The following is a 13,809-nucleotide window of genomic DNA, read 5'->3' as shown; positions in this document are numbered from 1 at the left end:
AGTTGCCCGATCCAGTCGCAAGACAGGCCGGCCGACGCCGCGACCTCGCTCGCGCTCCTCACCTGGGTTTGGCAACTGGCGAACCGTCATCAAACAGATTCGCCTCGTACCACAGCGTCACAAACAACACCATCACGACCGGACCAATAAACAGTCCGACCAGGCCCAGGGTTTCGACCCCGCCCAGTATGCCGAACAGTACGGCCAGGAACGGCAGCCGCGTGGCGTTGCCGATCATGCCGGGCCGTACGAAGTGGTCCGCCACGAACAGCACGATGGTACCCCACACCGCCACCGCGATGGCGGCCGGTACCGCGCCATTGAACGCCAGCACCGCCGCCGCGCTGACAAACGCGATCGGCGCACCGAATGGAATGATCGCCAGGATGCCCGTCACCGCCGCCCACAGAGCGGGGGACGGCAGGCCTGCGAACGCGTAACCGATACCGATCAACACGCCTTCCGCCAGGCCGACCAGCACCAGGCCGTTGACGGTGGCGCGGATCGCCGTCGGGATTTTTTCCGCATAGCGCGCCCAGCGCTGCTCGCTGAGGCAGTGGCTGCCGATGGCGGCTATCTGCCGGTTCAGCGCCTCGCCGTCCTTGTAGAAGAAGAACAGGCACAGGAAGGCCAGGCCAAAGTCGACCAGGCGGTGCATAAAGCCCACGCCGGCCACCTTGATCATGTCGCTGGCCGAGTGCAGGCCGTTGATCTCGCGTTCGGACAGCAGGTGCGACAAGCCATGCGGCTGGCTCAGCGTGGCTTGCCACCAGTCGCTGATCCACTCGCCGACCATCGGCAGGTGCAGCACGAAGGCCGGCACGGGTATGCCGTCGGTGTTGGCGGTGACGATGTAGTTGGCCAGTTCCGGCGCCTGCTTGGCGGCCTGCGCCACGCCCAGCGATACCGGCACGATGAAGACCGCCGCGCAGATCAGCGTCAGCACGGCGGCGGCCAGCACGTCGTGGCGGCCGAAGCGCGCCCGTATGCGCTGGTACAGCGGCCACGTCGCCACGCACAGTATGCCGGCCCAGATCAGCGGCAGGAAAAAGCGATGCATGACGAAGGCCGCCAGCGCGATCAAGGTCAGGGAAAAGCCGGCACTGAGGATGTCGCGCTGGGTTTCGGTCATCGGAGTATCTCCTGGAAAATATTGTGGCTATGGTAAGCGCATTTGCCCCGGCCGCAAACGGCGGCTTGGCGTTTTAATCATTCTCTAAGCGTAGGCCTGCTCGCATCGTGCGCGCAGGAAGTCCCGCAGTTGCAGCACCGTCGGGGTGATCTGCGCGCGGTGCATGCACAGCATATTCAGTGGCGCCGGTTCGCCCAGTATGGCCGGCAACAGGATATGCAGGCGCCCGCTGCGGATATCGTCCGCCACGTCCAGCCGCGATTTGTAGGCAATGCCCAATCCCGCCACCGCCCAGCGCCGCACCACGTCGGCGTCGTCGGCGCTGCGGTTGCCGTTGACGTGCAGCGCCACCGGCCCGGCGGCGGCGTCGCGGTAGAAACTCCAGCGGTCGTGGATCACCTCCTCCACCATGAAGCGCAGGCAGTTGTGGCGCAGCAGTTCGTCCAGCGCCTTCAACTTGCCGTGCCGGCGGATGTAGTCGGGCGACGCCACCAGCACGCGGCGGTTGTCGGGCGCCAGCGGCAAGGCGACCAGGCCGGAATCCTCCTGCCGCCCGTAGCGGATGGCGATGTCGACCGGCTGCCGGTACATGTCCGACACGCGGTCGCTGATGCCGAGCTGGAAGCTGACCTGGGGATACAGCGCCTGGAACTGGTCCAGCCAGCCGACCATCATATTGCGGCCCAGGTCGGACGGCATGGAAATCTTCAGCGTGCCGCCCAGCGTTTCCTGCCCCTGGATCAGCGCATCGCGGCCTTCCTTCAGCAAGCGCAGCGCCTCGCGGGCGTTGCCCAGGTAGTGTTCGCCCTCCTCCGTCAATCGCAGCGAGCGCGTGGTGCGGGCGAACAGCCGCAAGCCCAGCTCGCCCTCCAGCCGCTTGACGGCGGCGCTGGCCAGCGCCGGCGAAATCTCCAGCTCGCGCGCGGCGGCCGACAGGCTGCCCCGGTCGGCGGTGCGGACAAAGACGCTCAAATCATCCAATCGCAGCACTATCTTCATTCCTTTGAAAGTGTTTCGTTATTCAGCCTCTTTTTCAGCCGTACGAAATAAATGATGATACGCCCATCCCAACTCATTCGGAAGATGCCATGAAAGCCGTTGCCTACCGCAAGTCCCTCCCCATCACCCACGACGACGCCCTGATCGATATCGAGCTGCCGGCGCCGCAAGCGACCGGCCGCGACCTGCTGGTCGAGGTCAAGGCCATCTCGGTCAATCCGGTGGACGTGAAAATCCGCGCCAACATGGCGCCGGCCGAAGGCGACAGCAAAGTCATCGGCTGGGACGCGGCCGGCGTGGTTAAGGCCGTCGGCCCCGACGTCACGCTGTTCAAGCCGGGCGACGAAGTCTGGTACGCCGGCGCGCTGATGCGCCCGGGCACCAACAGCGAACTGCACCTGGTGGACGAGCGCATCGTCGGCCACAAGCCGGCCAAGCTCGATTACGCCCAGGCCGCCGCGCTGCCGCTGACCGCCATCACCGCCTGGGAACTGCTGTTCGAACGCCTGGGCGTCAGCCGCGACAAGGCCGCCACGCATGGACAGTCGCTGCTGGTGATCGGCGCGGCGGGCGGGGTCGGCTCCATCCTGGTGCAGCTGGCGCGCCAGCTGACCGGGTTGACCGTGATCGGCACCGCCTCGCGCGACGACACGGCGGCCTGGGTCAGGCAGCTGGGCGCGCACCACGTCATCGACCACAGCAAGCCGCTGAACGAAGAGATCGCCCGCCTCGGCCTGCCGCCGGTCAGCCACGTCGCCAGCCTGAACCAGACCGACCAGCACTGGGCCGCCATCGCCGAGCTGGTCGCGCCGCAAGGCAAGGTGGCGCTGATCGATGATCCGGCCGCCATCGACGTGCGCCTGCTCAAGCGCAAGAGCGTGTCGCTGCATTGGGAGTTCATGTTCACCCGCTCGATGTTCGAGACGGCGGACATGCAGAAGCAGCATCAGCTGCTGAACGATGTGGCGACGCTGGTGGATACCGGCGTCATCAAGACCACGCTGGCCGAACGCTACGGCAAGATCGACGCGGCCAACCTGAAGCGCGCGCACGCCCTCATCGAAAGCAACCGCGCCAAGGGCAAGCTGGTGCTGGAAGGGTTTTAAGCGGCCGGCGCGCCGCCGTCGGCAGCGCGCTGTTCCATCTGGCGCGTGCGCAGCAGGTCCAGCACCGCGTTGTCATGCTCGGCCAACGCCGCCTGCATGGTGCTGGCCGAGACGCAGGAGGTTTCCAGGATCTGCAGGAACTGCGCCTGCCGCCGGCGCAGCCCCGGCGACTGGTAGCCCAGCTGCTCGAACATGCGGCCGACGTCGATGCAGTAGCTGCGCAATTCCCACATGGTGTTCTTGGTGGCCTCGATATCGCCGCGCATGCTGAAGTCAACGTCGATCAGCTCGGTCTGCGCCGGTCCCTCCTTCGCGTAGGAGCGGATCGCCGGCAGCCACTGGTCGAACTTGCCGGAGATGCGTTGGATGCGGACGATCTTCTGGTCCAGCGTGCGGCAGTAGTGCCAGCACAGCCAGCACACAGGCAGCCGCGCCAGTACGCGCGGCAAGCCGGCCGATTGCAAGGTGAGTTCGAGTTTCCTTACGGCGTCGAGCAACCGACGCGTGCTGTCGCTGACGGGCGAGGAAGACATGATGGACGCTCCTGTAGGATTTCAGGAACACAGTAGCCGCCGCATCAAGCAAGGCGCTTGATGCGGCGTAAAGTCCACGCAGATTTATTCGGCTTTGCGCAACATGGCCTTGATGCCGCGGAGTCCCTGGCGGATGCGGGCTTCGTTTTCGATCAGCGCGAAGCGCACGTACTCATCGCCATAGTCGCCGAAGCCGATGCCGGGCGACACGCACACCTTGGCCTCGGCCAGCAGCAACTTGGAAAACTCCAGCGAACCCAGGTGGCGATACGGCTCGGGGATGCGCGCCCAGATATACATCGACGCCTTGGGCTTGTCCACCGGCCAGCCCGCTTCGCACAAGCCCTTGTGCAGCACGTCGCGGCGGCTCTGGTACATCGCGCAGATTTCGCTCACGCAGCTCTGGTCGCCTTCCAGCGCGGCGATCGCCGCCACCTGCACCGGCGTGAAGCTGCCGTAGTCGTGATAGCTCTTGATGCGCGCCAGCGCCGCCACCAGTTCCTTGTTGCCGACCATGAAGCCGATGCGCCAGCCCGCCATGTTGTAGCTCTTGGACATGGTGAAGAATTCCACCGCCACCTCGCGCGCGCCCGGCACTTGCATGATGGACGGCGCTTTCCAGCCGTCGAAGGTGATGTCGGCGTAGGCCAGGTCGTGCACCACCAGGATGTTGTGCTGCTTGGCCAGCGCCACCACGCGTTCGAAGAATTCCAGCTCCACGCACTGCGCGGTCGGATTGGACGGGAAGCCGAGTATCATCATCTTCGGTTTCGGGTAGCTCTCGCGCACCGCGCGCTCCAGCTCGTCGAAGAAATCGACGCCGGGGGTCATGCGCACCGAGCGGATATTGGCGCCGGCGATCACCGCGCCCCAGATGTGGATCGGGTAGCTGGGATTGGGCACCAGCACCGTGTCGCCCTGGTCCAGCGTGGCCAGCATCAGGTGCGCCAGGCCTTCCTTGGAACCGATGGTGACGATGGCTTCCGAGTCGGGATCGAACTCGACTTCGTAGCGGTTCTTGTACCACTTGGCGATCGCCCGCCGCAGACGCGGTATGCCCTTGGAGGCCGAGTAGCCATGCGTGTCGGGACGCTGGACGGTATCGACCAGTTTCTCGACGATGTGGGATGGCGTGGCGCCGTCAGGATTGCCCATCGACATATCGATGATGTCTTCGCCGCGACGGCGGGCCGCCAGCTTGAGCTCGGCGGTGACATTGAAAACGTAGGGAGGCAGGCGATCGATGCGCGAAAAGCTGCGCGGAGTTTGGGTGTCAGTCATGGATGTCTCACGTAAGCGCCCGGAACCGTCCGAGCGACGTCGATGCAATGTTGCATCGGCATCCATACTAGCCGAAGGTTTCGGCTTTTTGCAATACCCTTTTTAGGCGCCGGCCTGTTTCTCCTGTTCGCTGAACCACTCGAACAGGATCAGGCCGACGATGGACGCGATCGGGAACAGGCACAGGCAAACGATCACCCACAGCGCCGGCGAACGGCCGAGGCGCTGCGCCGACATGCCGATGAAGATCAGGTGCACGATCAGGCAGACCGCGATGCCGACGCCGGCCAGGATCATCAGCGGCACCGAGCTCATGGTGTAATGGTTCAGCGGCGGCAGGAAAGCGGCGACGCAGAAAATCCATGCGATCAGCGAGACCGCCGCGGCGGCGATGGGTTGTTGTGCTTGGGCGGTTTGCATAGGGGGCTCCGTCAATGAGCAGTTATGCTGCCACGAACTGATCACAAATGCAACGCAAGGCTTATCTGGTTGGCGGCAGCTGAAAGACGATGGGTGCGGGTGACGCAGATGGAGCTGCCCTGGGCGGAACCGCGTTGTTCAACACAAACGTCATGACGGTGATGGCGGCCAGCCCTGCGCCACTCACCATGCCGACTATCCATTTGATCATGGTGGCGCTGAGATTTGCCAAGTCAGCCTTGGTAGCCATATTGGCCTCGATGTGGTCCAGGCGCGTTTCGATCTTGATCATCCGTTCGCGCGCCTCGATGGCGAATTCCTCCAACCGCTCAAGCCGTTGACGCGCCTCGATGGCGAACTCCTCCAGCCGCCCCAGCCGCTGCTGCGCCTCGACAGAAAATTCTTCCAGACGTTCAAGCCGTTGACGCCCCTCGATGGCAAACTCCTCCAGCCGCCCCAGCCGCTGCTGCGCCTCGACAGAAAATTCTTCCAGCCGTATGAGTCTCGTCTCGATGTCCATGCTTGCATCCTAGGCCTGTTCGACCGGCCCAAGCAAGCTCAGCAGACCTGATTCAACGCAAAGAAGTCAGCGCCGAGGCCAGCACGATGCTGCCGATGGCCAGCCATTGCGTCAGCGTCAGGTGTTCGCCCAGCACCGCCATGCCGGCCAGCGCGCTGAGCGCCGGGGCGCCGCTGCTGAACATGCTGAAGGTGCGCGACGACAGCGTGCGCATCGACACCATCTCCAGCGTGTACGGCAAGGCGCTGGACATCACCGCAATCGCCAGGCCGATCAGCAGATAGGTCGGCGTCAGCAGCGCCGCGCCCGCGTACCACGCGCCGATCGGCACGATGAACATCGACGCCGCCAGCATGCCCCACGCCACCGACTGTCCGCCATGCATGGCCGACACGCGCTTGCCGTAGACGATGTACAAGGCCCAGCACACCGCCGCGCCGGCCGCGTACAGCACGCCGACCGGGTCGAGCTGGCCGACCTCGCCGTGGATCGGCAGCAGGAAGTACAGGCCCACCACGGCCAGGCAGACGGCGGCGACATCGCGCGGGCGACGCGACGACAGCACCGCCACCGTCAACGGTCCGGCCACTTCGATCGCCACCGCGATGCCCAGCGGGATGCGGCTGAAGGAGCGGTAGATCAGCAGGTTCATCAAGCCGATCACGCTGCCGTAGATCGCCACGTTGCAACCCTGCTTCCAGGTCAGCGGCGTGCGCCACGGGCGGAACACCAGCATCATCAGCAACGCCGAAATGCCGACGCGGTAGGCCGTCACGCCTTCCACGCCGATCAGCGGGAACAGATGCTTGGCCACCGCCGCGCCGACATTGATCGACAGCTGGCTGGTCAGCAGCGCCAAGCCGGCCAGCAGTGCGCTGCCGTGTTTTTTATCGTCCGTCATCTTATTTGGCAGCCAGGCCGAGCTTCAACGCAATCGGCTTGCCCGCACGGGCGTCCACCGTTTCCGCTGCGGTGCTGTGGGCGGCGGCGGGATCGACACCGTCATCCTTCAACGCGGCGAGGATGGCGGCGGCGCGCTTGGCGCCCAGTTGCGGCAAGGCGTCCGCCGGCAACGGCTGGTTCTGCTCCAGGCGTTCCTGCAGCTTGGCGTAGAAGGCGCTGGCGTCCGCCACTTGCGGCTCGCCCTGCACCATCTTGCCCAGGCGCTGCAGGATAGGCAGTTTCTTTTGCGCGCCGGCGTTGGCATCGGCTGCCGTGGCTGCGCCAGCAGTGGCGGGAGCGGCGGCTTCGGTGGCCTTCTTCTGCTTGTCCAGCTCGGCCGCGCCGAAGCGTTCGGCGTACAGGTCGCGCATGGCGCCGCGCACTTTGCGCGTGCCGATGTCGAGCGGTCCCGGCTGTTCGCCGGCGGCCAGCTTGACCTCGGCACGCGCCAGCACCACGCGGCGCAGCGCTTGCGCGCGCAGGGCCGCGCCGTCCGATTCCACGCTGTACTGGCCAGGCACGGACAGTTTCAGCTGCGCCTTCTTCGCCAGGATCTGCGCCACCTGTTTCAATTTCTCGCGCTCCGGCGGCAGCACGACATTGCTGCCCGGATCGAAGTCGATGGACTCCAGCTTGTCGCCGCTGACGCCGAACAGATTGCCCAGCGCGCGGAACGGCGAGGTGACGATCTTGGTCATGATGTTGCCGATCGCCTTCCACACCACGCTGCCGTAGCTGAACTGCGGATCGTTCATATTGCCGGAGACCGGCACGCCGAGGTCGATGCGGCCGTCGCTGTCCTTCAGGATGGCCAGCGCCAGTTCCAGCGGCAGCTTGAGCGCGTCCGGGCTGTCGATGCGCTCGCCCAGGGTCAGCTTGTCGAGCACGATGTGGTTGTTGCCTTCCAGCTGGCCCTGGCGCACCTTGTACTCCAGGTCCAGCGAGATCTTGCCTTCCGCGATCTTATAGCCGGCGAACTTCATGCTGTAGGGCGAGGCCGACACCATGTCGACGTTCTTGAACACGACGTTGACGTCGGTGTTGTCGGCCGGGACGAAGGGGTTGAGCTTGCCGCGTATGCGCGCCAGGCCGAACTCGTCGACGCGGCCGTCCAGTTCGATCTGGCTGCTGGCGTCGCGTCGCGACGACAGGCCGGTGATCACGCCGCCCAGCTCGTAAATTTTGGCGCTGAATTGCGGACGCAGGCTGAGGTCGGTGAAGGCCAACCTGGCGTTCTCGACACGCACGCGGCGCACGCGCACCGGGAACGGTTCGGCCGCCGCTGCGGGCGCCGGGGCAGGCTTGGCTGCGGGCGCCGATGCCGTGGCGGGCGCCGCCTCTGCGGGCTGCTGCACCAGCAGGCGCTGGGCATTGAGGCTGCGGTCGTTTTCAATGATGAGGGCCGCGTCCGGCTGCACCACGCGCAGTTCGGCCACGTCCAGCAGATCCGGCGACAGGCTGAAGGCCAGCTTGTCGGCGCGCACGGTTTTCCAGTGGGCGAAGCGGTCGTTGTCTTCTTCGTTCAGCGTCAGCTCGGCCACTTCCAGCGAACCGTCGTAGCGCAGCGAGGGATCGGCCTTGCCGCCGGCGCCGGTGTGCAAATGCCCCTGGCCGGAGATGCTGCCGTCGGCGATCTTCAGCTTGACGTGTTTGGACAGCAAAGGCTGTATCGGCGCGATCGCCAGCTTGGTCAACTTGAGGTCGGTCTCGACGGCGCCGGTGGCCGGCACGACCTTGCCCTTGGCGGCCAATTGCCCGCCTTCACGCAGGCCGACGCTGCCGGCGAATGCCAATGGCTTCTTCAGGTCGGTGCCGGCGTCGGTCAGCTTGAGGTTGAAGTCTTGCAGGTTGGCTGTGATGCCGGTGCTGGCGTCGTCGTAGCGGGCGCCGAATTTGTTGAACTCCACCGTCTTGATGTTGGCCGTCCACGGCGCGGCGGCCGGTGCGTCCTTCGCGGCCGGCTGCGCGGCGCCGCCACCCGATTTCGGGAAGGTGTTCAGGAACAGGAATCTGCCCTGCTTGTCGCGCGACAGGTCCAGCTGGCCGCCGTCGGCGTACAGGCGGCCCAGCTTGGCGCTGTGCGCGGCCAGGTCGATCTCGCCGCCATCGAAGCCCAGTTGCGCCAGCTTCAACGGCGTCAGCGCGCCGCTGCCCAGGACCAGGTTGTCCAGCGAGAAGGATGCGTCGGCGATGTTGAGCTTGAGGCCGTCAGCCGCGGGTTCGGCTTGCAGTTGCAGGCGCAGCTTCAGCTTGTCCGCATTGAATTTCAGCGCGGGGCTGACCGTTTCGTCCACCGCCGCCACGGCGATGTCGTCGAGCGCGAGTTGTTTGAGGTGGACTTTCCAGTTGCCGGCCGGAGCCGGGGCCGGTTTCGCCGCCGGTGCCGCCGCGTGCGCGCTCGACGATGCGGCCGATCCGCTCGCCGGCGCGGCAGCAGGCGCCGGGGTCGCGGTCGGCGTTGGCGCCGCAGGCACCATCAAGCCCGCCAGATCGAGCTCCCCCTTGGCATCGCGACGCACCGCCAGCGCGCCGCCGCTGACGTGCAGGCCGCCCACGTTCACCGTCCGCTTGAGCAGGTCCACGCCAACATCGCTGACATCGAACAGCTTCAGCTTGACGAACGCCTCGGCCGCGCCATCGCGCTTGACCGCCAGGTCGCTCAACGCCAGGCCTGCCCCGGACAGGCCCGCATCCAACAGCCCATCCTTGTAAGCGAATTTGTAAGGCAGCTTGGCCGACAAGCGGCCATCGACCACCGCCACCCGCGCAAACGACTTCAGGTAAGTCGCCATGCCCGGCAAGGCCACATTCTCCAGCGTCAGCAAGCCGCTGCCCGCGATAGGATTGAGCGCCGCCGTGCCCTTCCAGCGCAGCCTGCCGCCCAGCCCCGCATCGGCGCTCAGCGTGTAGTCGCCGTTCTCGTCGGGCAGCGTGCTCAGATTGTTCAGCGTGAACGCAATCGGCGCGTATGTATCGTTGTAGCCGGCGTGACGGTCATGCATATCGACCTTGCCCTGCTCCAGCGCGAAATGTTCGATCACCAGGCGCGGCATGCCGCTATCGCTGTCGTCGTGCTTGCGCTTGTTGAGCGTCGCCACGAACTCCGCGATATTGAACTTGCCATCCGCCGCTATCGCCAGCTGCACCGACGGCGCCACGATGCGGATATCGGCAAAGCTCCAGGCGCGACGCAGCAGCGAGCGCCACTGCATCTCCACCTCCAGCGCGCCGACGCCGAACAGCGGCGCGCCGTTAGCCTCGGTCAACTGGAACTGCCGCACCGCCAGGCGCAAGGTGAAGGGATTGAAACTGACTTCCCCGATGCTAGCCTTGCGCTCCAGCTCGGTCTCGACAAACTTCGGAAGCTGGCTCTTGATCACCTGCGGCAGCAACCAGCCACCCGCCAGCGCATACACGCCCACGGCGCCGGCCACGCCCGCACCCCATCGCTTCCATCGTTTGTTCAGTACCTGCAAACTATTCCCCTGAAGATTTCTATTCCACAGGCAACAGTATAGCAAGCACGACAACAACTAGTTGAATAGCGAGCAGTACTGGGTGTTGCTCTCGATATTCTGCCCCGGCGCGCCGTCGGCGGCGATCACCTTCAGCCAGCCGTCCGGCTTGGACGGATTCGGCTTCTTGCCGCAGTTGGTATGCACCCAATGGATGCCTACCCCGCCGTGCGTGTACAACTGGCCGCACACCTCGACCTTGTCGTTGACGCGGATGCCGCTCAACGAGGCCGGCACGGTGCGCTGGTTGGGTTCGAAACCGCTGGCGAATACATTGTCGATGGCGACATCGTATTCCTTGCCGTCCTGGTCGGCCTTCATCCTCAGATGCGTGTGCGACAGCTCCACGCCCTTGCGGAACTGGCCGTGGGAAAACTTCGGCCCCTTGACGACCACGCCGGTGCGGTAAGTGCCGGCCGACGCCGAGCACATGGCGGCTTCATCCGCGTGGGCGGCAAACGCCACCAGCAATGCGCAGCCGAGTAAAGCTTTTTTCATGGGAGCCCCCTGTGATGTGAGTGCTTGCATTATCCCCCACAATCTATTTGCCGCGCCATACGGTACCGATAGACAGCGACGCGAGTTTCTTGCGCCGGCCATACCAAAGATTGACTACGCCGCGCGACACGAACACCGCCGAGAACATCGACGTCAGGATGCCCAGGCAGTGCACCACCGCGAAGCCGCGTATCGCGCCCGAGCCGAACACCCACAGCGCCACGCCGACGATCAGCGTGGTGACATTGGAATCGAGTATGGTGGCCCAGGCGCGGTCGAAGCCGACGGCGATGGCCTGCTGCGGCGTGGCGCCGCCGCGCAACTCCTCGCGGATGCGCTCGTTGATCAGCACGTTGGCGTCGATCGCCATGCCCAGCGCCAGCGCGATCGCGGCGATGCCGGGCAAGGTCAGCGTCGCCTGCATGCGCGACAGCAGCGCCAGCAGCAGCAACAGATTGCAGGCCAGCGCCAGCACGCTGAAGAAGCCGAACAACATGTAGTAGCCGATCATGAACACGGCAATCGCGGCAAAGCCGTACACGGTCGAGGAGAAACCCTTGGCGATATTCTCCGCGCCCAGTTGCGGGCCGATAGTGCGCTCCTCGACGATTTCCATCGGCGCCGACAGCGCGCCGGAGCGCAGCATCAGCGCCAGGTCCGCCGCGTTCTGCGCGGTGCCGACGCCGGTGGTGCGGAAGCGGGCATTGAGCTCGCTGGTCAGCGTGGCCACCGAGATCACTTCCGGCTTGCCGGTTTTCTCGATCAGCACGATGGCCATGTGCTTGCCGACGCGGTCGCTGGTGGCGGCCGACATCTTGCGGCCGCCCGCCGAATTGAGCTCGATGAACACGGCCGGCTGGTTGTTCTCGTCCTGGCCGGCGGTGGCGCTGGTGATGTAGTCGCCGGTCAGCACGACTTCCTTGTACAGCACGGCCGGCGCATCCCTGCCCGCCGTGTACAGCTGCGAGCCCAGGGGAATCGCCGCGCCCATCTCGGTGCCGCGCGTGACGGTCTCGTCGACCATGTGCACTTCCAGCGTCGCCGTGCGGCCGATGACGGCGCGGGCGCGCGCCACGTCCTGCTCGCCGGGCAGCTGCACCACGATGCGATCCGCGCCCTGCTGCTGGATGATGGGCTCGGCCACGCCCAGCTCATTGACGCGCTTGGACAGCGTCGAGATGTTTTGCGTGACGCCGTCGCTGATGGTCTGCTTCAACGCCTCGGGCTTCAGCGTGACGACCGTCTTCAGCTGCGCGCCATCGCCCGCATCGGCCAGCCGCAGCTCGGCGCCCTGCCCTGCGATCACGTCGCGGCCCTTGTTGCGCATGGCTTCGTCGCGGAAGCTGATTTCTATCGTGTCGCCGACGCGGACCACGCCGCTATGCAGGACGGACTTGTCGCGCAGGGCGCCGCGCAGCGCGGCCTGCACGCCTTGCAGCTTCTTGTCCAGCACGGCCCTGGTGTCGATCTGCATCAGGAAGTGCACGCCGCCGCGCAGGTCCAGGCCCAGGTACATCGGCAGCGCGTGCAGGCTTTGCATCCATTTCGGCGTGTCGGACAGCAGATTCAGCGCGACCAGGTAGTTCGGATCTGAGGGATCGGCGTTCAGGCTTTTTTCCAGCACCGACTTGGCGCGGAACTGGGTATCGGGATCGGTGAAGCGTGCGCGCACCGAGGCATGGGCGCTGTCATAGGCCACGCCGGCGGTGGGCACCTGCGCCTGTTGCAGCGCGGCCTCGACCTTCTGCACCAGCTCCGCGCCGATGCGCACGCTGGTCTTGCCGCTGCTGATCTGCAGCGCCGGCGATTGTCCAAAATAATTGGGCGCGGTGTAGAGCGCGCCCAACAACAACGTGACCACAATCACGATGTACTTCCACAGCGGGTAACGATTCATCTCTTAATCTCTTTTTAAGAATGGACCGACCTAAACTGTGGCTGCTTGAAACTTTTACAAGCCCGTCGCCGAACTATTTCTCGCGTCCGCCGGCTGGCTGTATTTGCGGAACTGCGCGCGCATGTGGCGCAGCTTGGCCGCCAGGTGGGCGTCCTGCATCACGTACAGGTCCAGGCGCGCGGCGTAGTCCGGCGTCATCATCCAGCCGAAGGTTTCGGCCTTGTCCTCTTCCTGGCCGTAGCTCGAATACAGGCTGACCACACCTGGCTTGGCGTGGCCGACATCCTGCAGGTTCTTGCCGTAGAAGCTGGCACCGCCCTTGCCGTAGGTGAGCTCGGCCGGATTCATCGCCAGCCACGCGGGATCGGCGTGGTAGTAGTCGTCGTGCTCGCGGTAGTCGATGAAGTGGTAGAACTCGTGGTGCACGCGCATCTCCATGCCGGCCGGGCACAGCTTCGCGCTGTTGTCGGCGTAGGCCACGCTGTCCACCTCGGCCATCGGCATCGCCAGCCGGCGCTGGCCGCCCACCGCCAGTTCCTTCACCAGCACGATGTTGTGCAGGCGGACGTTGGCGAAGAAGGCGGACGGGTAGCGTTCCATGCCCGGCAGCACCACGCTCAGCAGGCGATGCAGGCGCTGGCGGTCGGGCTCGCTGTCGGTGAAGGCTTCGGCGGTCGCGCCTTCGCTGTTCAGCTCCCACTGCGCATTCAGGTTCAGCGCGCCCAGGCGGCGCGTGGCCGTCTCGCGCAGCTGGGCCAAGGTGGCGTCGGCCGGCGCCACGCTCGGGTATTGCAGATCCCAGTGGCATTCGACGCGCAAGGCGTCGTTGTTGTGATCGACAGGCGCGAGGGTGCTGCAGGCGGACAGCAGCAGCGCACTCAGCGCGCAGAACATTCTGTGACAGGACATGTGGAGACTCATAAAACGGCGCCGGCGTTCGTGTGAACACCAGCCGGCGCCTGGGTT

12 protein-coding genes are annotated in these 13,809 nt (G+C 65.3%); 1 reads left to right on the top strand and 11 read right to left on the bottom strand.

All coding sequences use genetic code 11. The annotated features are described in order from the left end of the window. Positions 1-58: 58 nt before the first annotated feature. Both DUGA2_RS28535 and DUGA2_RS28530 read right to left on the bottom strand, forming a co-directional pair. Positions 59-1,132 carry an AI-2E family transporter gene (locus DUGA2_RS28535; RefSeq protein ID WP_070272730.1) on the bottom strand — a complete coding sequence of 358 codons (1,074 nt, stop codon included), beginning with the start codon at positions 1,130-1,132 and terminating at the stop codon, positions 59-61. Positions 1,133-1,216: 84 nt separating this feature from the next. Then, the gene (locus DUGA2_RS28530; RefSeq protein WP_083296518.1) at positions 1,217-2,131 is read right to left on the bottom strand and encodes a LysR family transcriptional regulator; all 915 of its coding nucleotides are present in this window, start codon (positions 2,129-2,131) and stop codon (positions 1,217-1,219) included. Positions 2,132-2,220: 89 nt separating this feature from the next. Between DUGA2_RS28530 and DUGA2_RS28525 the strand changes: the two genes are divergently transcribed. Next, positions 2,221-3,237, top strand: a complete 1,017-nt coding sequence (locus DUGA2_RS28525) for a zinc-binding alcohol dehydrogenase family protein (protein ID WP_070272729.1) — start codon at positions 2,221-2,223, stop codon at positions 3,235-3,237. Here the strand turns inward: DUGA2_RS28525 and DUGA2_RS28520 are convergent. The 9 genes from DUGA2_RS28520 to DUGA2_RS28480 all read right to left on the bottom strand — a co-directional run bounded on the left by DUGA2_RS28520 (position 3,234) and on the right by DUGA2_RS28480 (position 13,752). After that, positions 3,234-3,770, bottom strand: coding sequence for a hypothetical protein (locus DUGA2_RS28520; protein ID WP_070272728.1), 537 nt, complete (start codon positions 3,768-3,770; stop codon positions 3,234-3,236). The two genes, DUGA2_RS28525 and DUGA2_RS28520, sit on opposite strands and share 4 nt — an antisense overlap. A gap of 84 nt (positions 3,771-3,854) precedes the next feature. Continuing rightward, on the bottom strand, positions 3,855-5,051 hold the full coding sequence (gene alaC, locus DUGA2_RS28515) for an alanine transaminase (RefSeq protein WP_070272727.1): 1,197 nt from the start codon (positions 5,049-5,051) through the stop codon (positions 3,855-3,857). A gap of 102 nt (positions 5,052-5,153) precedes the next feature. After that, positions 5,154-5,471 (bottom strand): hypothetical protein, encoded by a 318-nt coding sequence (locus tag DUGA2_RS28510; RefSeq protein ID WP_070272726.1) that lies wholly within the window; start codon positions 5,469-5,471, stop codon positions 5,154-5,156. A gap of 61 nt (positions 5,472-5,532) precedes the next feature. After that, on the bottom strand, positions 5,533-5,991 hold the full coding sequence (locus tag DUGA2_RS28505; protein WP_070272725.1) for a hypothetical protein: 459 nt from the start codon (positions 5,989-5,991) through the stop codon (positions 5,533-5,535). 52 nt (positions 5,992-6,043) lie between these two features. Continuing rightward, on the bottom strand, positions 6,044-6,892 hold the full coding sequence (locus DUGA2_RS28500; protein ID WP_070272724.1) for an EamA family transporter: 849 nt from the start codon (positions 6,890-6,892) through the stop codon (positions 6,044-6,046). 1 nt (position 6,893) lies between these two features. After that, positions 6,894-10,409: a DUF748 domain-containing protein gene (locus DUGA2_RS28495; RefSeq protein ID WP_070272723.1), complete on the bottom strand. Its 3,516-nt coding sequence runs from the start codon at positions 10,407-10,409 to the stop codon at positions 6,894-6,896. A 57-nt stretch (positions 10,410-10,466) separates the two neighbouring features. After that, on the bottom strand, positions 10,467-10,946 hold the full coding sequence (locus DUGA2_RS28490; RefSeq protein ID WP_070272722.1) for a hypothetical protein: 480 nt from the start codon (positions 10,944-10,946) through the stop codon (positions 10,467-10,469). Positions 10,947-10,989: 43 nt separating this feature from the next. After that, the gene (gene secD / locus DUGA2_RS28485; protein ID WP_070272721.1) at positions 10,990-12,843 is read right to left on the bottom strand and encodes a protein translocase subunit SecD; all 1,854 of its coding nucleotides are present in this window, start codon (positions 12,841-12,843) and stop codon (positions 10,990-10,992) included. Between the two features lie 54 nt (positions 12,844-12,897). Continuing rightward, the gene (locus DUGA2_RS28480) at positions 12,898-13,752 is read right to left on the bottom strand and encodes a hypothetical protein (RefSeq protein ID WP_070272720.1); all 855 of its coding nucleotides are present in this window, start codon (positions 13,750-13,752) and stop codon (positions 12,898-12,900) included. Positions 13,753-13,809: the final 57 nt, after the last annotated feature.

Origin of the sequence: Duganella sp. HH101 (genome assembly GCF_001758795.1) — a bacterium.
GTDB lineage: Bacteria > Pseudomonadota > Gammaproteobacteria > Burkholderiales > Burkholderiaceae_D > Rugamonas > Rugamonas rivuli.
Note: the sequence above shows the minus strand (reverse complement) of the source record. Positions and strands in the feature narration are given on the sequence as shown.